Source organism: Amycolatopsis sp. WQ 127309, assembly GCF_023023025.1.
Classification (GTDB): Bacteria; Actinomycetota; Actinomycetes; order Mycobacteriales; family Pseudonocardiaceae; genus Amycolatopsis.
The window spans coordinates 337131-362538 of record NZ_CP095481.1 but is presented as its reverse complement, the minus strand read 5'-3'; the positions used below and the strand labels follow the sequence as shown (position 1 = coordinate 362538).

The window sequence follows — 25408 nt, the reverse complement described above, 5'->3', positions numbered from 1 at the left end:
TCACGGAACCACCCACCGGCCGTGCAGGACTTCGACACCTGTACCAGGAGGCGCCTCAGCGCGTTCGACGGTACGTGCGGCGAAGGCAATCCAGTCCGGTTCCGGTCCGGTGCCGCTCATCCGGGGAGCGACAGTGCCCGTTCGACCGGGCTGGGCCGCGGTGACAGCGGCCAGTTGTCACGATTTCCGTGATAGCTGTCGGGTGGGCCTCTTCGTGAGGGATATCCGCCTGATCGGGCGGGGGCGGGTCACGACGACGGCCGAGCCCCGGTGCGCGCGGGACGATCGAGCCCGACCAGGCACATCCCAGCCACGGGAGGGCGCGATGCTGAAGAGACTGCGTACCCGGATCGGCGCGAGGCGGCGGGTGCAGCCCGCGCCGGACGACCGGCTCGAGCGCACCACCGTCGGCTGCGTCCTCGTCGTGCACCCGGCGGGCGGCATGTCGGAACAAGCTCGCGTCCTGGCACTTTCCCCGGACGTCGACCCGGAACACGACCTGGTCGTCGTCGACGCGCTGGCCGGTACGCCGATCCGGGACCGCGAGCTGGTCGCCGCCGCCATTCCGGCGGGAGATCGTGCGATCCGGTTCGTGCCCGTCGATCTCGGGGGTGACCCGCGGCTCGACGGGCCGTGGCTGGCGGACCGGCTCGGTCGCCCCGTCGTGGTGCCGGTCGGCACGTTGCGGCCGTCCGCGGGTGGACTGTTCTTCGACGACGCCGTGCGCGATGGCGGTTGGTACCGGTTCGCGCCCGGCGCGGAATCCGAGTGGGCCGGCAAGCGACTTCCGCGGCCGGCGTGGGATTCTCCCGGTTTCGCGAGCCTGAAGCCCTTGGGGACTACGAGTGTCGCGGAGCCACTGCCGGCCGGAGTGTGGCTTCGCTCGGTCGGGACCGCCCGCTGGCTCGAGCCGCACCGGGCCCGGCTGATCCGCTGGGCGCGAAGCCGTCCGGGAGAGATCGTGGTCGTTCTCGGCGGTGAAGGACTGCCGGAGCTGCCGCTGGAAGCGTTCACCACGTGGTGGGAGTCGCTGACCGCTGACGAGCGTACCCAGGTGCGCGTCGTCCGGTACGGACCTGTGGAGTCGCCGGCGGGCGACCCCGTCGGGCAGACGCTCGCGGACCTGCTCGGCACGGAGATCGTGCAGTCGTGCGGCCTGCCGGTGGGGACGGGGCAGTCGGCGGCCGTCGTCGCGCTGCGACCGGACGGCTCGCACGGGTGGCCGATGTTCGCGCACGCGCTGACCTACCGTCCCCGCGGGCCGGAGGACACCATTGCGCCGACCCCGGTTCTGCGGTCGCACCGGAAGCCGCTGAGCGGACTGCCGGAGGTCTCGCCCGGCGTCTACCAGTACGACTCGGACGTCGTGCTGGAGGTTGTGCAGGCCGGGGTGTGGGTGCGCACTCCCGACGAGCCCGTTTACGGCGACTCGGTACGCGCGCTGCCGGCCGATCCGGCGGTCCCGCAGGTGCTGCACGACATGGCCGGTTCCGGGCTCGCCGCGCGTCTCTGGGACTGCGCGGAGAAGGTCGCCGAACGGCTCGCCCCAGCCATCGGAGCGCGGCCGAAGGTCGTGCTCACCGACGGGGTGGAACCCGCTCCGGCCACCGGGTACATCTCGCACCCGCGGCGGGCGGCCGCTTTCGCCGCGGAACCGGCACCGGAACCGGAGCAAGAGCCGGCGGAGGAAGAAGAGCCGCTGGTGTACCTCCTCCAGCTCGTCACCGCCCCGGACGGCGATGCTGCGCTGCCCGCGCAATCCGGGCCTCCGACGGCGGCTGCGGCAGCGGAGAGTCAGCCGGTGCCGCAGCCGCTCACCACGAAAGCCGGCGCCGCCGCCGCGCTCGCGCTCTACCTCGGTCCATTCGGGACCGGCATCGACGACGCCCTTCGCGACGGGGGAACCGGCGAACAGGCGGTCCTCGGACGCCGTGCGGCCGCGAGCATGGCAGCCCTTCCGGTGCACCACGGCGTCACGTCCGCCGCTCTGTCGTCGGACGCCGTGCCGTGGGATCTCGTGCGTGACCTCGACATCCTCGTCGAGCCGGGCTTCTTCGCGCTGCCCGTCGGATCCGGTTCCAGCGGTGAAACCGACCTGCTCGTCTGGTCGTCGACGGGACGGCTGACCGCGTCACTCGAACCCGACTCCGGGCGCGGCCGGGTGCTTTTCGCTCCCGGCACGGGGTTCCTGGTGCTCGCGGCCGAAGCACCGGCCGGGGACCGGCGCGGCCGGATCCTGCTCCGGGAACTGGCTACGACGGAGACCGACTTGGGTGCCTACGAAGGCCTGAACTCGCTCGACCAGATGATCCTGGAGTCCTTGCGCGACGCCGGTGACCGGCTTTCCACTGGAGACACATCGCCGTCCGGACCGTGGTCCGAGCGGTTGCCCGGGCTCGCGCGGGCCGGCCGGGCGGGGGCCGGACGACGGTGAACACGGAACCGGCGGCGCGAGAGGTTCCCGAAGTTTTCGAGCGGTTGTTCGCGGACGGTCAGTTGCAGCTGCTCCTGGATCCCTCCTGGACGGAGTCGGAAGAAGCGCCGAACCCGCCTGTCGAGGCCATCGTCGGAGGTTGGGCGATCACGGGCGAAGGACTCCGGAGCAGGTTCTGCTCGAACCCCGGCTACCGCCCCAGCTCCCCTTACGCCGCTCTCGATCCCGTGGACGGCGTGCTTCGCGTGCTGGTGCGAGGCGGCGACGACGCCGAAACGATCACCCCGCACCTGCCGCCCGCCTTGTTCGACACGGTGCTCGCGATCGCGGTCGACGAACAGGGGGTCGCGCTGGTCCGGTCGGCCCCGGACGGTGCGCCGTCCGTGCTGGTGGCCACGGCGTACGGGCACCGAGCCCTGCTCGACGTGCCCGGCTGGCTCGACGTGACCCTGCACGACCTGGCGGCAGCGCTTCCGGAGAAGGGCGTGGACGTTCTGCTCAACCCCGGCGCCCCCGCTTCGATGCGAGTGCCTGCCGACGTCGTCCGGGACATCGTGAACGCTCCCGACGGCGAGCTGTGACCGCGTTTTCTTCCGGAAAGGACACGACAATGGTGGATGAGTTTCGGATGGACCCGGCGGGGGTCGACCGAGTTGTCGCGCGTCTGCGGGATGCGTGTGACTCGGGCTCCGCCGGCCTTCGAACTTTCGACGGATACCTTGACCAGCTCGACGGGTGCTGGGGTGACGACGAGAGTGGCGAGGCTTTCGCGAAGAACTACGTGGGCACCGCGGACCAGGCCAAGGAAGGCATGCGGAGCATGCTCGAAGGCTTGAAGAGCATGGCGGAAAACCTAGCTCAGTCCACGAAGAACTTCCAGGGTCTCGACGAATTGGCGGCGAAGGAAATGGACCGGAGGATCGGCGACGGCCTGAAGTAGGTATCGGTGGTCGGAGGGGCTTGATGGTGCGCTGAGGGAGGTGGTCGTGTTGTCGGATTGGATGCTTGACGCGGAGACGCGCGGCCTGGTGCAGGTGCTGCACGGCTCCGGCACCGCCAACCTGTCGGACGGCGTGCAGAACTTCCTGAAGGTCCTTGGCGCGCCGTGGCCGGAGGGAAACGCGCAGAGAATGTACTCCGCGCAGCATTCCTGGGATGCGGGCGTGCGCTGGCTGGAGGATCTACTGGCGTTGGTTGAAGGGCTTTCCGTCGACGTCGGAAATTCTCTGGTGGGTGACGTGGGTGGCTTTTTCGAGGAGTGGCTCGGCCAGGACGCCGTATCGGGATTGAAGGGGCTGATCGACGCCGGCCACGAGTTGGCGAAGATGCAGAAGAACGGCGCCGCGAACGTCGTCAAGGGCCAGATCGAAATGGTCGTGATGTCCCTGCTGGCGCTCGCGGCCATTGCGTCGCTGCTGTCGTCGCTGGTCGGTGCTTTCTTCGTGCCGATCGTCGAAGCCGCGGCGCGGGTGGGTCTGTGGACGCTGTTTCGCGAACTGGTCGCGAAGCTGGGCTCGATGTCCGTCGAAGCCGCCTTGGCGGGGGCGTCGGCCGCGATCAAGTCGGGCGCCAAGGCGGCCGCGGCGAAGGTTCAGGCGATGACCTGGAAGGAGGTCGGCGGCGCCGCGCTGGTCACCGGGAAGCAGACGCTGAAGTTCGGCGCCATCGGCGCGGGGTTGATGGGGGGTATGGACCTCGGTATCGAGACGGTTCAGGCCGCGGCCGGCCTGCGGGACGGGGTGGATTTCAAGTCGGCTCTCTCGGCGGCGGAGGGTGGCTTCATCGGCGGGGCCGCTGCCGGGGTCTTCCACGCGTTCGCACTGGGATCAGCCTCGGTGGGCAGAACGGCCGTGACGGCGGTGGCCGGGAAGGTCCCGCGGTACGTAGCGGGGCTGGGAGACCTGGCGTACGGCGGTGGGCAAGTGGCGGTGGCCATCGCTTCGACGCCGTTGATCAACGAGATCACGGACGCGCCCGGTGCGGCGTGGGCGGGTGCGCTGGGGGCGCTGGGCAGGTTCGGGGGCGGTCGTGGCGGTGGCGGTGCGACCGGCGGGGGCAAGAGCGAGTCGCTGGACGATGACCTTGCCGCGGTCGATCGGGTGCGGCCGATCCCGGTGATCTCCGGGGACGTCAAGGGCGGCGGGAAGAGCGGCAGCGGCGCGGGTAAGCCGGTCGAGAGCCTGCACGACGTCACGACCATCGGTGGGGTCAAGCCGGATACCTCGCAAGCTTCGGAAGTGCCGCCCCCACCGTATTCGACGGTGTCGGCACCGCAGGAGGAGCAGGCCGCGGACACGATCCCGCCTCCCTACGAAGACGGCCAGGCGGTTGCGACCGGTGACCGGGGGCTGGGGACCGTGTTCGGGCGGAGCGGAGACGATCGCGCGCCAGTGGTGGCCGTGCCCGATCAGTCCACTGTGGACGCGCATGGCGCCGAGCCGGCGGCGTCGGCGAGCACGTCCCAGGACGCCACGGCGAACCGGGCGGGCCAAGTGGCCGAGGCCGGGCAGCCGACCGCATCCACCTCGGCAGACCTGGGCGCGCCGGAAACCGTCGTGCCTTCCCCGTCGACCGCGGAAACGACAGGGGGAAGGGAGGCGCCCGCCGGTGCTTCTGCCCCGGCATCGGTGGGCTCGGGGGATGGCCAGGCGGTGCCGAGTGGTGTGGCTTCCCCGGCGCAGGGGGACACCGCCGGTGTCCGGGACACCACGGCGGCACCGCCCTCCGGGCTGGCTGCGCCGGTACCCGTCGCCGAAGTCGCGGGCAACGCCGCCGCGCCTGTCCCGCCGGCTTCCGATGGCGGGGCTCGCGGTCAGTCCGTGTCCGCGGTGGTCGGCGGTGGGCCGGCGTCCACCGTGCTGGGCTCGCCCGGGTCTGGTGCGGCAGTGCAGGGTCAGACGGCGGCCGCCACCGGTACTGGTTCTTCCACAGTCGTACCCGGGGCGTCAGGATCCGTGGCCGCCGCGGTCGGCAGTGGGCCTGCGCCCGCCGCGCCTGGGCCTGGCGGGGTGGTGCAGGGTCAGCCGGCGGCCGCCGCCGGTCCGTCCGCAGCCGTGCCCAGCGCGTCTGGATCCGTGCCCGCCGCGGTCAGCGGTACGCCCGCCCACGTCGCGGCGAGTGGTGCCGGCATGACGCCGTCGGATGCGAAGCAGGCTCTGCCCAGCGGCGAGGGCCGGCCGCCGGTGCCCGGTACGGCCACTCCCGCCGAACCAGGCCGTGGAACCGCGCCGAACGCGCCGGGACCGGAGTTACCGGCGGCCACGGCCCGTTCGGCCACGCCCCCGAGCGCCAGCACCGGACCGGTGCGGCCGGACACCATCACCGGCGCGGCGCGGCCGGACACCGGACCTGCAGTCGCCGACTCCACGTCGCGGGCTGATCCGGGCGCCCGGCCGGTGCCGACCACCCGTCCTGGTTCGCCGGAAAGCACGGCGCCGGTGCCGGACCGCTCGGCCGGCGACGCCAAACCGCCAGGAGGCTCGAACCCGCAGAACCGTCCGGGCGGTGCCGGCCAGGCGCGCCCTGCGTCCCACCCGGACCAGGACGAGCACCGCGCGGAACGTGACGGCCAGGGTGCCGACGCGGCTGCCGTAGCGGCGGCTGTGCACGCTGCCGAACTGGCGGCGATGGTTCCGGGTGCGCGCGCCGCCGACACGGTCGCGCTGGCGCCGGAGAAGGTCGACTGGGCGAACTGGGATGCGATCCGGGACAGCGTCGAGGGGACGCGGTACAGCGCGGAGCGCTTCGAACCGAAGGCGAACCCGAGGCGTGAAGGGGGGCTTCTGGAAGGTCCTATCACCCAGATCCGCTTCGACGTCCGGCGCAAGCAAGTCGCCGAGGGCGTGTGGGTGCGGGAGATGGCCATCCCGATCGACCTGGTGTCGGACGTGATCGACCAGAAGACGCGTGAGACGTTCCTGCACAAGCTCAACGCCGACCTGGACAAGTACTTTTCCGGTCTGCCGTTCAGGAACGGCGACCACGCTCGGTTCCGCGTCGACGGCCGGGCCCCGGACGGCGCCGACCCGGACTGGCACCGGCTTCCGTCGCGGCCCATCCCGGTCACGCTCCGGCCGGGACAGGGCGAGACGAACCAGGTCGAGTGGTTCCTCGGCGAAGACCCGGGACGGGCGCTGCACGAGATCTTCCACACGGCGGGGCTGGCCGAGGGATACCTCGATACCACCGCGGGGCTGAACCGTCGTCCGGTCCGGGGCATCATGGGTCCTGACCCCGTCAAGGAGAAGTTCCTGGTCCGGGCCAATCTCGACGCGCTCGACGAGATCTCCCTCGCCGCGGGTGACCACGGTGGCGGCTACCGCGGGCCGGAACCCGCGTCCGGGCGGGCGACGCTGACCTCGATCGTGTCGAGCGAGCCCTACGGCGCGTTGCACTACCCGACCAAAGCACCCCCGAAGCCCCCGGGCCCGGGCGGTCCTTCGGGGGAACCGCGACCGCCACGAGTGGAGCTGGGAACGGGCCGGCCGTCCTCGGCCCCCACCGACGATCCGCACACCTTGTCTCCCACCGCGTCGCTTACGCCACGACGCCGCTCGTCGGGTGCGTCACCCCTTCGGGCCGCGCTGCCGACGCTCGGGCAGATGCTCCTGGCAGAAGCCCGGATCGAGCAGCCCACCGTCGCGGGGGACCCGGACTTCGCGGGGATCCGGACCACGGTGCTGGACCAGCTCGAGGTGGCCGGGCTGAAACGTGCCGAGTGGGAAGCGTGGGTCGGCGACAAGTTCTCCGACGACCAGCTCAAGGACTTCCACGAGACACTCGAGGGCCGGTCCGCGGACACCCTGCGCGGGGTCGAGGTCCGGCTGACCGCGACGGCGATCGGCCCGCCGTCCGGCGTCGTGGCGGACACCGTCGAGCTCACCAGCAGCAGTGAGCACGGGGGGCAGGCCGCCAAGACGGCCGACGGGGTCGAGACGACGCCTCTGAATCCCTCCAGCCTGCTCTCGGCGCCGGCCGGTCCGGTGACCCTGGCCGCGAACGTCAAGGGAATCGGTGCGTCTTCGAAACGCGCCGTGACCGCGGAGAAGTCGACGTCCAGCACGGTCGAGGTGCAGGAGCGGCGCGAAGTGACCCGGTCCACGCACGACGTGGTGCACCAGGTGTCAGTGTTCCGCAAGGGGCACCGACGGCGCGATCGGTCGCAGGACCCCCGTGACGTGACGGTCCGGCTGGATCTCGACTGGCCGAAGTACGACTCGTCCGTGGTGGACGCCGGGCTGCTGCCCGTCGGGTACCCGACCTTGCCCGGCCACCTCACCCAAGCGGAGCGGGACAAGGTCTTCGACGCGTTCCGGGACGCCCGCAAGCGCATCAAGCACGTGGCGCTGGCCGGCACCGGCGAAATCTTCCGGGGCGTCAGCGACCTGCTGAAACTCGACGAGAGCAAGGACGAGGCCCGCGAGCTGCGGAGCTGGCTGGCCGCGCTGGGCGCGAAGCACGGTCGTGACCTCGTCACCGGCGGACTCGCCAGCCGGAAGTTCACCTTCGACAACCACCGGCACCCGATCGAGATCGTGGTGGGACGCCGGCACGAGCCGCCGGGCGCGCGCCCGTCCTCCTCGCGCCGGGCCAGCAGCCGTGGCTCCTTCGGGCAGCGGCGCAAGTCCACGTCGTCCCACGGCGATTCCCAGAGCGGGTCGCGGGACTGGGGCGGTTCGCTCTCCGTCGGGCTGGGCGAGTCGATCGCGGACGCGCTCGGGGCCTCGCTCTCGGCGACCTTGTCCTACAGCCGCACGGCCACCGACTCGGAAACCCACGTGGCCGGGCTGGTGCACGAGCTGAACGCACAGACCCGGGGCGAGTTCGACGCGCACGACATCGAACTGCCGCTCTTGGTCACAATCGTCTCGGAAGGCCGTCCGACCGGCGACCGGCCGGTGAGCAGTGGGTCGGGCTCCGGCAGTCACCGGTGGCGCTCGACCGACAGCGGCCGTCCGTTCCAGCAACTGACCGTGAACGGCGCGGCCCGGCTGTCGATCGCGAACCCCGGGGAGATGGACTCGGACTCGTCCAAGAGCGGAGATTCCGCGAGCACCGATCCGGCGGATCCCCGTGCCGGGATCCCGATGAGTTCGGTGCCCGATCACGCTCACGGATTGTGGCGGCTCACCACTGACACACTGACCCGGGTGGCCGCGCAGGTCGTGCGCCGGCTCGTGGTCGACGAGATCGTCGCCGAGGCCGACACTCAGCGAGTCAAGGAAGAACTGCAGGACTTTCTTGACGAGAACGCCCGGGCGATGCTCACCAGCGGCGACGGTGCGCGGTTCAAGCTGGACGGAGAGCAGGACCTTTTCCTCGGCGGCGATGTGGAACGGGGAGACGGCCACTACGTGAAGCTCGCGTCGTGGAAGGAAGTGGGCGGCCGGCTGACGGCCGGCGACACCCTGCAGGTGGCCAACTCCCGCAAGCAGGAAGGGTCCCTGGCGATCGAAGCCGAAGGTGACGCGGGGCCGGTCACCGTCGGCGGGTCGCTGGCGCCTTCGGTGAAACGGGAACGGCGTGGGTCGGTGTCCCAGGTCGTCACGGCCGGGCACGAGTGGTCGGGCGGAACCGGCGGTGCTCACCTGTACCACTTCCCGGTCACCGTCGAGGCCCGGCTCGGTTCCGGCTGGAACGACCTCGGCGAACCGATGACGTGGCGGGACGAGGAGCAGCAGGACTCGGCGGATCGCAGTCCGGAAATCCGGGGACAGCTCGAGATCGCCGTGCCGACCCGGCCCGGCACCCGGGTCACCATCAACGCCGAAGAGAAAAACGAAACCGCCTGGCAGGACGACCACGCGCAGCTGGCGGACGGCCACCGGCGAGGTTCGCTGCCCGCCGCGTTCGACATCGACTCGATGGCCCCCGTCCGCAATCTGATCACGACGATCGTCGACCTGGTTTCGAGGCCGGATCCCGAAGGCGTCCGAGGCAAGACCCGCAGCGCGTTGAAGCACGGAGTCCTCGGAGGCCGTCCCACCCCGCTCGGTCACCAGCACGCGGGCAATCCCGAGCGAGACGTGTCGCAGCAGGCCGTGGAGGCGTGGGCGAGCGGCGCGGAGCGGGAAGGCCGGCTGTCACTGGCCGCCGGCCCGGGCGACCGGCTCGACTTGGAAAGCTTCAACGACGGCAGCCTGCTGGGAACGGGCAGCCGCGGCCTCAGCGGCAGCGTCGACCTGACGACGAGCTACCTCAACCCCCGGATCATCCGGCGGGACGACGCGCACCGGTTCGAGGACACCAGATACACCGAGACCGAGCTTTCGCCGGAGCAGAAGAGGCTGATCGGGCTCGGAATCACCACCAAGGTCTCGGTACCGGCCGGGGAGATCGCCACGGTCGGGGCCGGCGCGGAAGCGTCGATCGCGCGCGGGCGGGGTGAGTCCGGGTCGACCAAGGTACAGTCCGACACCCGGCGGTCCCGCGTCGAGCGGGGCTACCTGGTCGAGTACGACGTGACGCACACGCTGGGCTCGTCCGTACAGGAGGGCTGGACCGGCCCGTTCGGCGGCCGGCACGCCGGCGAACCCGACCCGCGGAGCAAGGGCAAGTTCGTTTCGCACGCGGTGAGCGTGTGGGTGCCCGCGACGGACATCGCCACCATCGGCGAGCTCGGGGACGCGGAAGTCGTCAAGCTGGCGTCCGAGGACCAGGACACGTATCGCGCCGCGGCACACCCGCCCACCCCCACCCGGCCGGTCGCGGACCCGTCCGACATCCTCGGTGAACTGGACCCGGTGCGCTTGGACATGGTGACCGACCTGCTGACCGAACTGCGTACGCGGTTGAGTCAGTGGGAGGCCACGATCGGCGACCCCAAGGTCGCGGCCGAGTACGCGTCGATGCACGACGCGATGGTGCGCAGTTTCGGCACTCGGCTGCTGCTGGGCGGGTTCCCCAAGATCCTGCGGGGGATGCTGCGGGGCGGCGTGGAGCTCTTCGGCGAGCGCGTCGGCCAGTCGGGCAAGCTCGAACAGCTGACGGTGCTCAAGGCCAAGCTGGTCGACGGGCTGGACCGGGAGCCCGACCGGGCCTACACCTACGAGTCGACCGTCAAGACCACGGTCCGGGGCCGGTCCGGCACGGTCCGGGAGCTGAAGTACGGGGCTTCCACGCACGTCAAGCCGTCGATTCCGGTGCCCGAGTTCACCGGTTCGTCAGTGCTGGGGCTGGGCGACGCCGTCGATCCGCACGCCAAGGTCGAGGGCACGCAGACAACCTTCGCGGGACCGGAGCGAACCACCACCAGGAGCGTGACCTTCAAGTGGTCGGGCCACGCCGAGCGACGTGACTACGGCCTCGAGGTCGAGGTCTACGTGCGGCCCTGGGCTCGCTCGGGGGTGTACCGGCGGCACATCCCGTTCATGCGTCACGCGCCGGTGCGTGACGACCAGGGTCTCGAGGCGTTCACCATCGGTTCCGCGGTGCGCACGACGGTACCCTCGATGTTCTTCGCCCGCGGGCCGGTATTGGCCACAGTGGAGGGATCCCTGCGGGAGGCCTGGCAGGCAGACGGGAAGACCGGCCTGCCGGAGACGATGCCGGTGTGGGGCTTCCCGTTCGAAGCACCCCACCTCCAGGAGCACTTCGACGGGATAGTCAAACAGCTGAACGCCCGTCGTGGCTTCATCTTCATGGTGGGCACGCGGACAACGCTGACCAGCCAGCAACTGCACGAGCTGCTGTCCGATGGCGGCTACGGCGTCGACATCGGCAGCAGCAAGGTCTCCTCGGTGAACATCCGGCTCGACCTCGGCCGCCGCGAGGTGGTGCGGGAGATCGACGGCGCGTCGCTGACCGAGTCGACCGGTTCGGACGAACGGGCTGTCCGGCAGGACGCGCACGAGGGTGTGGTTTCGGGCGGCTTGCTGGGTGGCTTGGCCAGTTCGCTGCTCGGCGAGCAAGGCACGAAGAAGTTCGGCAAGGCCGCCTTGACCGAGCCGGTCGAGCCCGCCGGCACCGAATCGGCCACCGGTAAGAAGGTCTACTGGGTCCGCGCCGAACCGAGTTTCACCGTGACCCTGGTGTCGCGGAAGGGTGAGCCGGCGCCGCCCCACGCGACCGGGCCCGACGGCCTGATGGATCTCCTTGTCGACGAGGACGGCCTCAAGGAACTCGGGCTCACGCTGCCGGCTCCCGGCACGCGGGGTGGTGGCCCGAGCATCCTGATCCGGCAGCCGACGCCCCCGCGAGACGGCGATTCGGGCGCCGACGCGAACGTCCCGGACATCCAGGTCCGGTGGGCCACCTTCGAGGACGAGCAGGCGACCGAAGCGGCCCTCGGCCAGTTCGCGCATTCGCGCGCGGTCACCGGTTCCCTGCGCCGGGACCTGGCCCGGATGGGCGTGGACACCCTCGAGACGTTCGACCCGCTGCCGGACACCGGCCGGAAGCTCGCGAGGCTCGCCGCCGTGGTCGACGACCTGGGTGAAGCGGTCGGCGGAGCGGTCCGGAACCTGGTCCGGGACGCGCGCTTCGCCACCGAAAACGTCCCGGTCCGTACCGTTCCCGACGCGTCGGGTGCCGGGGAGCACCGCCAGACGATCCGGCCGGTGACCCCGGAAGGGTTCAGCCGGCTGCTGGACGATCTCGCGAGCCGGCTCGAGCTAGGCGGAAATCCGTTCGAAGCGGAAGACTCCCTGGTCGCCCACCTCGGGTACGACTCGGAGGATGCCCTCGCCGTTCGTCTCGCGAAGCTCGGCACGATGAGCCTGCCTCCCATCGCGCGCAGGGGGCTTTTGACCGATGGATCGCTGTTTCCGGTTCTGGCCGGCAGTCCGGCGGCGATGACGGAAGCGCTCTACGCCGCCAGCGGCTTCGAGAGGCCGGTCGGTGACGACACCGCGGCCGCCGTCGTCGACTCCGCCCTGCGGGCCAGGGTGCCCTCGGTCGCCGGGTTGCTGATGGTGGGCATGGCCGCGGTCAAACGGTTCACGAATGCCCTGAGCTCGGCCGAAGGACATCCGGCCGGACCGGAGCGCGCGCGGCAGCTCGCGGTCCGGGCGGCTCGGGTCGAGCGGGAATTCCGGGCCGGCATGGCAAGGGCGGCGGAGCTGGCGCGAGAGGAGCACCAGGACCCGGCGGACTGGCAGGCCCTGGTCCGGAACTGGGCGGGTGCGATGCAGCAGCTCGCCGGAGCGGCCCAGGACGGGCACGCGTCGATCAGCGCGCGTATCGAAGCGTATGCGCGGCTCGTCGCGCCACAGGTGATTCCCGAGTCGGCTCTCCCGGGCTCTGCGCGGAGCGCGCTCGCCGAACGGCTCGGCACCGCAGCGGACGTGACGTCGTTCTGGGAGCGGCTGGCGGCCGGCCCCGGGCACGTGCTCGTGGGCGGCGAAGGCGCGGTGTTCGCCCAGGCGTGGCGATCCGAGAACGATGAGCAGGTCTTTCTCCTCTCGGACGCCGACCCGTCCGGAATGACCGAGCTCAGCCTGGAGGAATTCGGGGTATGGGCGGCGGCCGGCGAGTTTTCGGCGCCGAGTTCGCTCTTCCCCGATTCGCAGAGCCTCGACGATGGCGCCCTGCGAATCGTTCCCTTCACCGGAGGAATCGAGGTCGGCGGCGTACGGGGGACGCGCCCGAACGTGGCCCCACCCGCGGGTGCGTTCGCGGTGGTTCTCGCCGGTGACGGCCGCCCGCCGGTCGCGAGCCTGCTCGCCGCTCTGCGGCGCAGCGACTGGAATCGCACGGACGAAATTGTCCTGTCCGGCCGGAACCGCGAAGATCTGGACCTTCTCCGCGATGCATTGCAGCGCGAGCTGGGCACGTCCGTGAGCCATCTCCTGGAACCGAGGACAGCGGGCGCCGTGACCCGCGACGGTCGGCTCGGGGTGAGCCGGCGCTCACCGATCGAGCGGCAAAGCGGGCCGGACTTCCGGACGCTCGGCGCGTCGCGAGTGGAGCACCCGCCGGCGTCGGCACCGGTACCCGCCGTAAGAGAACCGGCGACCACGTCTGCCGCGTCGGACCGGGTGCCGGAAAACGTCCTGGCCGCGGAGACCGCAGACGGCCGGGTGGGCTTCGTCGCACTCGTCCCCGACTTCGTCGACGCCGGGGAGCTGCGCCGGATCTGGACGGATTCGAGCGTGCACAACCTGCGAAACATCCTGCGTCACAGAGAAAACGAGAGCTACTTCGAAACGCCCGTTTGGGCCGGCGCGGTCGCCGACGGACGAAACGGCTCGCTGTTCCTCGCGCTCTGGGCCGAGGGATCCAGGCTTCGGGCAGGCAGCGAAAACCTGACCGTCGCGGACGCGGCTCACCGGCTGCTCGACTCGCCGGGATTTCAGCGGTACCGGCGAGAAGGGGTGCGGGGTCCCCTTGTCGTGCTCGCGGACGCCCCGGACCGGGAGGCGGTCGCCACCGCCGGGCAGCTCATCGACGCGCTGGCCGCCGAGCTCGGCCCCGTTCAGCTGTTCACCTACCGGGACAGCTTCCGGTTCACCAGCCGGAGAGAACTGAAGTTTCCCGCCGGCGCGCGGTTCGAGCAGCGGCTGACGGCCGGATTCGCGGACTTGGCCAGTGCTTCGCGGAACAACGTTTTCGCCTTCCTCGAAACCGACGACCCGGTGCGCGGCGATCGCGCGATACGTGACGCCGAGGCCGTCCTGGCTGCCTGGACGCAGGCGTCACCCACGGGCCATGCCCCGTTGCTGCTCAGTCTGCCTGGCAATGACGTCGAGGCCACCGTCGGCGCGAAGAGCAGCGATGTCCGGCTCGCGCTGGGTGGCGCCGAAATCGCCGGGCTTTACCTCGACGCGCCCGGCGTCCGGGCCGCTTTGGCGGCGGACCCCGGAGTCCCCCTCGTGGTCGTCACCGGCATGCCCGGCACCACCGCACCCGCTCGTGCCGGGGACGTCCCGTTCGACATCGGTGCCGCGCTCCGACGGACGGGACTGTTCAACCCGGTCTTCGCGACCCGCGGCGGGGATTCCGCGGGAAACCGGTTCTTCCAGCCGGTTTCCGGGCTGTTCGCGGACGACATCCGCACCGAGCTGATCACCGACGCGGACGACCGGCCGGCCGCGATCTTCGTGCGGCACGACGGTGACGAGGCGGCACTCGCGACAGTCCGAGGGTGGGCGAAGCAGCCCGGATCCTCCGGCGTCACGAAGGTCACCGGGCCGGACGGCAGTGCGCTCCGCCCAGCGTGGCGGGGCAAGGCCGTGCCGATCTTCGTCAAGGCGTCGGCCGGCGGCGCCTACCACCTCCGTCGGTCCGACGACAAGTCCGTGGTGGTCACGGCGGCCGGACTCGGGCAAAGCCTGCGGGACGGCCGTGACCTGCGATCGGCTCTCGGCGACTTCGGAGATGGCCACAGCCCTGGTGACGAACGGTCGCCGCTCGTCATTCCGCTGGAGGGGACCATCACGGGGCTGGCCGAGTTCGTCGGCGAGCTGAGCCCAGGCGGCTATTCGCGCAGGGTTTTCGGCGCGCGAGGCTCGGTTCGGCTGGATCCGGCCGGTGGACTTCGCACCGGTGATCCGGCGTTCGACAGCGCCGACGCGGTCATCCCCGAACCCGGGCACCTGGTCAGTTACGCGATTGCGAACGCCGAACTCGGCGTCAACGGTCAGTTCTTCCCGGTCAGCAGGAACGACATCACCTGGATGTGGCGGATAGGCGCGCGGTCGGACTCCGTGTCGAACCGGATCTACTACTCCCAGACGGCCGGAAACACCGGAGCGTCGCAGGGCACGCCGTATTTGACGCCGGGAGGGGCACCGGGCTGGCGCAGCGTGCTCCACGGGGAGCCGCGATCGATCGTGATGGCCATGGCCTCCGGCCGTCCTCATGAACTCGGGGACCGGCTTCGGCTGTCCGACGGCGCCGCGGCCGAGGCCTTGTTCACGACCAAGGCCTTCCAGGCCGCCGGCCCGGATCCGAGCAGGCCGTACTGGCTGCAGGCTTGCCGAACCGCCGCCGCGACAGAAGTGCTCGAAGGGATCGAGAACCTGTGGGGGGACGGCCCTGTGGTCGCTCCGACGGCCGAAGCTTCGGCACCGCTGAGCGGAAAAACCGTCCACGTCGCCGACCGCGGGCACTTCAGGCGCGCCGGAGAGCAAACCGGAGATCCCGTTCCGCTGTCGGATCTCGCGGCGGAAGACATCGGCCTGAACGCGGTCGAACTCACCGGCGACCTTCGCGACGATGTGGGTGCTTCCCCGGAGATCCGGAAAATCGCCCGGCAGGCGGCTCGTGCCTCGGCTTGGCGGGTCGCCAACGGTGCGGCTCCGGCGACGATCCAGGTGCTCGTCCGGGGCGAGGACGAGAACGCCGGCTGGGCGTGGGCCGGCCGAGTCGCGGACGCGGTGGAGGCGGCGTTCAACCACGAGACCGCCCGGCTGGCCACCGAGTTCGACCTGCCGGACGTGAGCGGTCAGGCGTCCATCGAAGCCGGTTTTGACAACACGGGACGAACCGTGCCGCTGGCGGCGGTAACGGTGGTACTGCCCCCGGGCGACTTCGGCATGCGGGCTCTCGAAAGCCGTGACACCGGGGTGATCACCGCCGCCTTCTCCGCGCTGGAGCCCGGGAATCGCCGGGCGGGTGCGCCTCCGGTGGCGCCGAGTACCGTTCCTCGACGTGACGAGGGGCCCGAGCAGCTGGGGCCTCCGTTGGCACCGGACTCACCGGCTCCCCCGGGTGGCGAGCCGTTCCGGGGGAGCCGGGGGAATCCGGGTCCGGAGGACGAGGCCGGGCCGAGCGGGCAGGGGAACGCCCGTCCCGCTGCCGGAAGAGGGCGGCCAGTGCGGCAGGCCTGGCTGCGGCACGTGGAGACCGCACGATTGGTGCAGGGCAAGGTGCACGCGGAGGACATGTCCGCCTGGCGGCAGCAAGCGCGAACCGTGGCCGTCGATGTGTTGCGCCGTGCGCGGGAGCGGCTCGAAATGCCGGACATCCGGCTCATCCACTACAGCGGAACGATGTCGGTTCTGCGCCACAGCAAGATCGAACGAGAGTTCTTCGGGATGGTCGACGAGGAGCTCACGGCCCTGCAGAACGGAACTCCCGAGCACACTGCTGCCGGTCTGAACCTGCGCAGCAGCAACATGACCACGGCGAACAAGCGGAACCCCCGAGTGGAACTGTGGTCTGACGGGAGCCCGGGCCGGCGGATCGCGGAGTACCAGAACGAAACCGCGGTCAAGGTCGATTTCCTGCGGGGCGGTATCGACTTGCCGGTCGCGCACATCGATCGGGCGTGGTGGGCGGTGCAGGGGATGATTCTGCGGGCGGCGCAGGCCGGTGTCGTGCCGGCACCGCCGATCCGGGTGACGTTCCGGTACCCGCCATCCCAGGCGGTCGGGAATCTCGCCGAGCGGGAGACCGCGATGACCGGCCTGGTGCGGTCGATGGTCACCGACGCGCTCACCACGGCCTCGGTACTGGGGTCGGCGAACCTGCCGACGGCCGAGCAAGTGATGCCGGCACTGGAATTCGCGATCGAACCCGAGCCCGAGATGCCGCTGAACCAGCTGGGTGCGCTGGTAACGCTGCCCGAGGTGCCGGGTATCTCGGCCGTTTTACCGCCGTTTCCGGTACAGCCCGGTGTACTGACGGCTCAGACTGTGAGAGCCGGACAGTTCACACGGCAGGCCGAAACCCGGTCAGGGCCGGCCGCCTCGGACGGCGAGATGATTCCACTGCCGCGCGTCACCGGTGAAGCACCGCGGGGAGATGACGTGGCGTACGTCCAGCGCAGCGCGGAGGAGCAGCTGAGCTGGCAGGCCTCACCGGCCGGGTCCGGGTCGCTGAGGTTTTCGCAGGCGGATTCCGAGTCGCTGGACAAGCTGGTGACGCTGGTCGCACGAAACACCGCGGTGCTGGTACGCGACCGTCGTGAGCCACCGGACGTCCGGGTGGACCTCACCGGCGGCAAGGCGCAGTTGCGCCAGCAAGGGGCCGCGGCATTCGGGCTGGTAGTGGCGGAGTTGCGCTCCGCAGTGGTGGCCGCCGGGATCGATCAGGATGCGGCGAGCGAGCTGATCTACGACCGCATCGAGCACCTGGGCCGTGGTGGCAACAAGGCGCTCGCGATCAAGATCAGCGTGCATAGGACGCCGAATCGGACTGTGGACGGCTACCGCGCGGCTCGGCGATCGGACCTGTCTTTCCTACCGCGCACGCACGAGCTTCCTGCGGCCGCGTTGTTCCGCTTGAAGAGGCAGTTCGAAGGACTGATCGAACGGGTACGGAGCTCTGCCGGCACCGAGGAGTCACCTCGCCTGGTTCTTGACCTGCGCACGCAGGAGACAGAACAGCAAGCCGGCGTCCGCGCGGTGACGGACATGGTGAACACCATCGTGCGGGATTTATTGCCTCCGGAGGGGGAACTGACGCCCGCCCTCCTGATCCGGAACCACGTCGAGTTCCGGTACGACGGCACGTTGCACCGGAACCAGAGAGCGCTGCTGGTGGATCTGATCGGTCCGCAGCATGCACTGGACCTTCGGCCGACTGACGACGAGATGACTGTCGACTGGCAGGAAGGAAACCAGCCGGTCGTCCACCCCCGAGTCGAGAAGACCGACGACGTTATTGCCCGATGGGAGGCACGTGTCGATCCCGGTCGGCCTGACTCCTTGCCGACGTCGGCCGAGGCCGGATTCGACCCATTCGTCGAGCGCTACGTGGCCGAGGTACGCGGAAGGGTGTCGCGGAACGAGGAAATGCCCGATGTCCGGGTGCAGGTGTACCAGGCGACTCCGGCCCGCTCAGGACAAGCTTCGGCGCTGCACGAGAACTTGATCGGCCGGATGCGAAGTGCAGTCGCCGCCGAGCAAGAAAACCCACCGGACCTGCGATTCACCGCGCTGACTCACGAGACCGACGGAACCGAAGGCTCGGTCCGAGTGGTGATGTACGCGGGCCCACGTGGTACCGCGGACAGCTATCGGCGAACGCACGCTTTGGATGAGCCTTTCCTCTCGCTTCAAGCGGGGGTGCCGGAGGCGGCTTTGCCGAGGATCACCTGGCTGATGGAGGGAATCCTTCCCCTCTTGCCAGCGAGTCCGGACAGGGACGCAGGATTCCTGTCGGTCCACGTGGTCAGCCGGTCGGCGAACCCCCTGGATCGCCTGCTCGCATCTCTGATGATCGTCCGGGAAGCCCTCGGTGCGGCGCTCGCCGCCCAGGTGGATTCAGCCGACAGCGGCCATACCGTCGACGACGTGCTGCGGAACTTCGTGCGATTCTCCTCGTCTGTGGACCATCACCGGCCTGCCGGCCTCCGGTTCCGGTTCGTCACCGATCGCGCACCGGACGGCGCTGTGTGGGTCGTTCCTTCGGTCGAAGGCGATTTCCGGTCCCTGAGCGCACATGTGGCGGAATTGTTCCCTGAGGATGCGCTATCCGTCCGGGAGGTGGGAAAACAGATAGGTGCGGAAATCGTCAGGCTGGACCATGCGATAGAGCTGCCCGACGTTCGCGTTTCGTTCGACGCGCCAGGGAATTCGGTTGATGACGAGAGGATCACGCAACGAGCAGCCAGCTATGTCACGGCCCTGTTGCACGAGGGTATGAGGTCTGCGAGCGTCGTCCCGGCAATCGTGCGACGGGTGCCGATCACAGTGAATTGGGCCAAGAATTCGAGTCGGCATGAAGTTCGAGTCCATATTTGGGTCGTCGGCAACGCAAGACATCCTGCAGACCATTACGAGAATGTCCGGGAGCTGCGGGAGTCTTTCCTCTTTCGAGTCGGCGGGCGGCTGTCCGTGGCGTCAGATCAACGTATCCGGCGGGTTGTCGCGGGCTTTCTTGGCCGCTACGCGAACAGCCGCGCTGGTCGCCCGGAGTTGCGAATCGATGTGTCGGGAGAGGGGGAAACCGGTTCGGCGCGTGCGAACCGCGTGGCAACGCTGGTGCGTGAAGCACTGACCGAAGGCAGGAACGGGCTACGGGTATTCGGCATGCCGTCCGTCGACGAAATCATGCGTGACGGCGTGCGAATCGGCAGGGTTCCGGCGGATCAGTTGCCCGGCGGGCTGCAACTGCGCTTGATCGAAGTGACTCCTTCCGGGGGACGGCGTCCAGTCACGCCGGAGCCTGGCTCTGCGCGGGCGTCTGCGGTGTCCGAGGGCGGAGGGCTGCCGGACGCGCCTGAGGCTTCTGGCGGTGACGGGATTTCATCCACGCCGGGGCCGGCTGCCGAGATGGGTGGGCTGCCGGATGCTCCGGACGCTGTGGGCGAACCTGGATTACCGGTATTTTGGGATAGGGCCTCCGAAATCGGTGAATTGCCTGACGTGCTGGAAGGTGGCGATTCGAGGGAAGATTTCTCGTCCTGGAATACGCACCAGTTCGGGTACAACTCCTGGGAAGGATATCCGTGGGGTGAACCATTGTCGGTGGAAGGCGAACGGGTGGAGGCGCTTGCCGGAGACCCGATGGACACTGATCTCATGGATTACTCCATGGGTGACGAGAACGGTCCGGGGTGGCACCTGTCCCAGAGGGATGAGGATCCCGATTTTTCCGGGAGGTGGGGTACTCTTCCCGATCCGTTGGACCTGGATCTTTTTGCACCGGGGAATGAAGTTGGGCCGAATGGAGGTTTGAATTCGCTTGATTCGGCTGATCTGGTGGAACTGGGAGACCTGATTGGCCCCGATTGGGTACTGGAAGACTTGCATTTCGTGCCGTTGGTCCAGGGATCTGTGGTTCACGGAGTATTTTTCCATCGGCCGGGCCGGGCGAATCCGGACTTGGATGAAGTCGGGATCATGCGGTCGGCCTTCGAGAACGGAGCAGACGTCGTGGATGCGTATTCCACGGTCCTGCACCACGACGATCGTGGTTTTTCCGTGTGGCGGAAGGCTGATGATTCGGAACTTCGGCTGGATGAGTACGGTGTCGAGCGGCTGTTGAACAGTGCGGGTCTACCGGGTGGCCAGAGGTGGCGTGGGTTGCCCAGGCTGCGGATTTTGGCCTGCGGGGTGGACGATCCGCGGTGGGGTCGGCTGGGTCGGTTGGGGGATTGGCTGCGGAGTGGTGGTTTTGCGGGGCAGTTGGAAGGTCCGGCGCGGGCGGTACGGGTGTTCGAGGACGGTTTCGTGGAGGTGGGGGAGAGGCGGTACGGGGTCGGGTCGTCGCTGCGCTTTGTGGAGCTGGCTCCTGGAGATGGGGCCGGGCCGAGCCGTCGGGAACAGCAAACAAACCCCAGCGCTGAAGAAGAGGCTCGTGGCACGGCTGCGCCACGACGCGATGTGCGGCTGAGGACCGAGACCGAACTCGTCCGCTGGACCGGGCGACGGGATTCGGCGCAGCCGCATTCGCTGTATCCCGACGACGAACAGGCACTGAGCCGGTTCGCCGCGCAATTCGCCACTGAAGTACACCGGAGGTTGCCGGACCAGCAGACGCCGGACACGTGGTTGCACGTCTTCGATTCGTCGCAGCCGGATAGCGTGGCCGCACAGGTCACCCCGCTGCACACCCGGCTGGAAGAGACGTTGCGTGCGGCGGTCGCGGCGCGGGGCCCGGTACCGGAAGGCCTGCGCTTCACCACGCTGACCCATTCCGTCGGTGCCGCGGGGCCCTTGGCTCGAATCGCGGTGCACCAGGACCCGGCGCGCACCGTGGCCGAATATCAGCAGATCCGGATGCTGACCGAGCCCTTCCTGCCGCTGACCGACGCACTGTCGCAGGCGACGGTGCAGCGGATCGAGTGGATGCTGGGTGGCTTCACCCGCCGGTTGTTGACCCACCCGGGTCGCGGTGACGACCAGCTGGTGGTGACGCTGCGGTATCCGGCCACGACGACCGCTTCGGCGGCGGAGACTCGCGAGCAGGTGGTGCGGAGCGTTGTCGAGGCCGCGATCCGCGCGGAGTACAGCGGCCTGAACCACGTCGGCTCCGGGCGTAATGTCAAGACAGCCCTGCGGGCGGTGCGTTTCGAGCGGAGCCCGGCCTGGCACGACTCGGAGATCCGGTTCACCGTCCTCGACGGTCGAGACCACGCGGCCACGCCGCGGACAGGTTCCGTGATCGCCGAGTGGACGGGCCTGATGGATCCGGCTCAGCCGGGAGCACTGCGGCCCGAAGACCTGGCAACCCTGAATCAGTTCACGGCGAAGTATGTCGACGAAGTGCGCCGGCGATCCGAACGACACCAGGAACAGGTGGACACCCGGCTGCACGTCTACCACCGCAAGAGCATGCTGCCGGGGATCCGGACCGAATCGCATAATCAGCTGGAGAGCCTGCTGCGCAGCGCGATCGCTGACCGGGGCGCGACGCCGGAGGCTCTACGTTTCACCGTGATGACGCACGAGTCGCTCGGCGGGCAGTTCAAAGTCCGGGTGAACGTGCACGGCACGGCCGAACGCACCATGGGCGACTACCGGCAGGACGTGCTTCTGGTAGACGAGTTTCTCCCACGCTTCACCGCGCTTTCGGAGGCCACCCGGCAGCGGGTCGGGTGGATGTCGGAGGGCCTTTTCGATCGGTTCTTGACCAGCGCGAGCGGCGGCGGTGAAGTGCTTCACGTGACGCTGGTGCATCAGGCCACCACGTCGGCCGCCGTGATCGAAGCCAGGGGAAAGCTGGTGGTGGAGGTGATCGGGAGCGCGGGGGTCGCGGTGCTCGCGGCCCCGCAGCACGCACATAGCGGGTATACCCCCGATGATCTCGTGTCGCGCTTGGTCCGCGTTGAGCATGTGGTCGGCCGAAGTACCGGAACACTTCGGTTGGAAGTGGTCGCCGCACCCTCGGCCGCTTCGGCTTCGGGTGCCGTGCCCGGAGAGCGGCGGCCTGGCACGGGATCGGCGGCGGCACGAGCTGCGGTGCGCCCGGACGAGCTTCGGCCTGTCGATGGTCTGGCCGTCGAACGGACCGGCACCGAAGTCGCGGAGTGGCTGGGCCGGCCGGACCCGACCAGCCCACGTGGGCTGCGGGCGGAAGATCTGACGAGACTGGTCGAGTTCGCGGGAACATTCAGCAACGAGGTGCTGAGGCGGTCCAGTAGGGACCTGCAGCCGCCGGACATGCGGTTGCACGTGTTCCAGGCAAGGGGGGCCCTTCCGGGTGTTCGTGCGGAGCCGCACGACCGGCTGGAGAACCTGCTGCGAAGCCAGGTCGCCTCCCGGGGCGCGGTGCCGGACGATTTGCGTTTCACCGTGCTGACCCACGAGGCGGCCGACGGGGAGTTCGGCGTCCGAATGGTGGTGCACGACACCCCGGAACGCACAGCGTCCGACTACCGGCGAAGCCGCGAACTGAGCGAGTTCTTCCTGCCGCGCTTCGCGGTGTTGCCGGAGGCGGTCCGGCAGCGGATCGGCTGGGTGTTCGAGGGCTTTGCCGGCCGTTTCCTGACTCACCCCGGCGAAGAGGTCCTGTACGTGACCGTGGCACGTCATGCCGCTGCACCCGACTTCGTGGCCGAGGCCCGTGAGCAGACTGTGCGACGCCTCGCCATGGACGTCTTTTCCGCGGTGCTTGCCGACCCGCGGCACGCCGGCAGCGGGCAATCCGGCGAGAACCTTCTGCAGCTGGTCCGCTTCGAGCGGATTCCGAGCCCCGATGAAGGGGCACTCCAGCTGATTGTGGTCGACAGCGGAGAGCAGGCAATCCGCCCGGGTACCTCGCGTTCCGAGGCCGCGCGTCCCGGAAGCTCGACCGGCCGGGCGGTGGTCAAGGACAGTGCCGTGGTCGCCGAGTGGACGGGTCGGCCGGATCCGGCGCAGCCCGATTCGCTGCATCCCGAAGACCTGGTGAGTTTGGCGCATTTCACTCCGGCATACGTCGACGAGGTCCTGAGGCGGGTCAACCGGGACTGGGAGCTCCCGGATACGCGGTTGCACGTCTACACGACCACCGCGGCGCCCCCCGGAACCCGTACCGCGTTGCATGAGGATCTGGCGCAGGCCTTGGGGGTCGCCGTCACCGCCGCGGGCGGGGCACCGGACGGGCTGCGCTTCACAGCGTTGACCCACGTAACCAGCGCCAAGGAGGCTCGCGTTCAAGTGACGCTGCACCAGAGTCCTGAGCGGACGGCGGACGACTACCGGAACGTCCGGGATCTGGTTGAGCCATTCCTGCCGCGGCTCGATGCCCTTTCCGAAGCGGCTCTGCAGCGGTTGAGGTGGGTTGTGGAGGGCTTCATCGGCCGGTTGCCGGTTGATCCGGGAGACGGCGGCGAGATGCTGCGGGTGACACTGACCTACCGGCCGACAGTCTCCACCGCCAGGGCCGTGGCTCGCATGCAAACCCTGCTGGGCTTCTTCGCGGACGCTTTCACCGCGGTGTTCGCCGGCCCTGAGTACGTCGGCAGCGGGCGGGCGCCCGAGGACCTGCTGTCGCGGTTCGTGCGTTTTGAACAGGTCATGGTCACGGACGCTCCCGCCGCGGTGCGGCTCGAAGTGCTGGCCCGCCGGTCGCTGCTGGGCCCTGCCGGGGCCGGTGCGCCGGCAGGGCCCAGCAGCGTGCCGCTGATTCTTCCGGCGGCGGGCAAGCTCGACGAGACCGCACGACTGTCCGATGAGGAAGCGGCGAAGGTCAGGGAGTTCGGACGGCAGGTGGGCCGGTGGATCGCCGGACGGCCCAGCCAGGACGTGGAGTTCCCGGACGTCCGGGTGAACCTGGCGGTGAAGGAAAGGCATTCTGCCGCGGTAGCGGAGCACTGGGGACAGGACCGTCTTGAAGACCTGCTGCGCGAGGGGATGCTGTCGGTCGAGGGGATCGGCCCGGAAACCGGCGATCGGGTGCCTGTCACGTGGTCTTGGACCAAATCCAAGCAGGAGCCCCGTGAGGACACCTTCACGATTCGGACCGCGGGTGAGCCGGGACGGCCCATCGCGGATTATCGGGCCCCGGGCGAACTGACCGAGACCTTCTGGGGGTCGACCAGTACCCGGATGACGGCGGCCGCCGAACAGCGGATCAGGTGGAAGGCGCAAGGTTTCCTCAGCCGCTTGGTGACTGACAGCGACCACCGTGGCACCCTGGCGATCGACGTCACCGGTCTGGCTGTGGTCGGCCCCAGGCGCCGCGACGGAGTGGCCGAACTGGTGAGGTCGGCCTTCGCCACAGCGATGGACGAATTCGAGGGGCACTTCGACCTTCCCCCGATCGACGACCTGATGCGTGCCCACGTGCGTGTCACCTGGGACCCCGAACTCGCTCTCGGGCGAGGGCGTCAACTGCGGCTGGTCGCGACTTGGCCCGATGGCGGATCGGACGGCGTTTCGATCGATATGGGCGACGCGGAATCCGATACTCGGGAATCGAGTCTCTTCGGGGAAGAGTTCTACGATCGGATGGCCGCGGAGTTCGGCGGTGCGCGGGATGAGGACATTCCAGGAGCTCCTCCGGGGTATCCCGGCCCGGGGGGCGGATTCGGCGCAGGGCGGCCGGCCGCCTTCGAGGATCTCTACGACATCGCCCCCGGGCGGTAAAAGCGTCCGGCCGCCGGTGGTTCCAGCGGCGACGACGCGGCGGCACCGCGGTACGGAGAACAGGACCGATGATCAAGACGGCGGCGGCCACCGGGGCATGCGGGAGCACGGCCCGGCGGCGCGCTGGTTCCTTCTTGTGGATCCCGTGGTTGTGGAAGACGGCAGGACGGGCAAGTTTCGGTCGAATCCGGAGTACGTGCCGAGCGGCACTCGCCGTCCGATCCGCTCGACGCGGTGCTGCGGCTGGTCCAGCAGGGTCGTGGCGTAGAGGAGCAGATCTCACTCGTGCTCCGCGACGTCGCGGTGAACTCGGATGGAGGCCCACTGGTCACCTAGTCGCCGGATGGCGTCCGGTGCCGGCCGCCGGATCGCCGAGCGGGATCTCGAGCCGGACGCGTCCCGGCGAACGCCGCGAGTAGCCGGAGGCTCGGCAGGATCTCTGTCCGATCGGAGGACCGTCTGCGGGCGAGAAAGCGCGACCGGCCGAGATCGCCGTGCGGTGGCGGCGTTCGCCTGAGCGCCGGCTGCGGCCCGAGGCCTTCCCCAGCCCTGATGGATCGGGGTTGCCGTGCGG

The 25408-nt window shown here is 69.5% G+C and carries 4 protein-coding genes; all 4 read left to right on the top strand.

Annotated elements, in window-relative coordinates; genetic code table 11:
* Window positions 1-325 precede the first annotated feature (325 nt).
* The 4 genes from MUY22_RS01375 to MUY22_RS01360 are packed head-to-tail and all read left to right on the top strand — an operon-like array spanning window position 326 to window position 24834.
* Window positions 326-2434 (top strand): hypothetical protein, encoded by a 2109-nt coding sequence (locus MUY22_RS01375; RefSeq protein WP_247056147.1) that lies wholly within the window; start codon window positions 326-328, stop codon window positions 2432-2434.
* Window positions 2374-3015, top strand: coding sequence for a type VII secretion system-associated protein (locus MUY22_RS01370; protein WP_371827571.1), 642 nt, complete (start codon window positions 2374-2376; stop codon window positions 3013-3015). The genes MUY22_RS01375 and MUY22_RS01370 overlap by 61 nt, the downstream gene beginning before the upstream one ends.
* Before the next feature lie 29 nt (window positions 3016-3044).
* Complete coding sequence (locus MUY22_RS01365) at window positions 3045-3374, top strand: WXG100 family type VII secretion target (protein ID WP_247056142.1); 330 nt, start codon at window positions 3045-3047, stop codon at window positions 3372-3374.
* Window positions 3375-3414: 40 nt separating this feature from the next.
* The gene (locus MUY22_RS01360; protein WP_247056140.1) at window positions 3415-24834 is read left to right on the top strand and encodes a hypothetical protein; all 21420 of its coding nucleotides are present in this window, start codon (window positions 3415-3417) and stop codon (window positions 24832-24834) included.
* The last annotated feature ends 574 nt before the right edge of the window (window positions 24835-25408 follow it).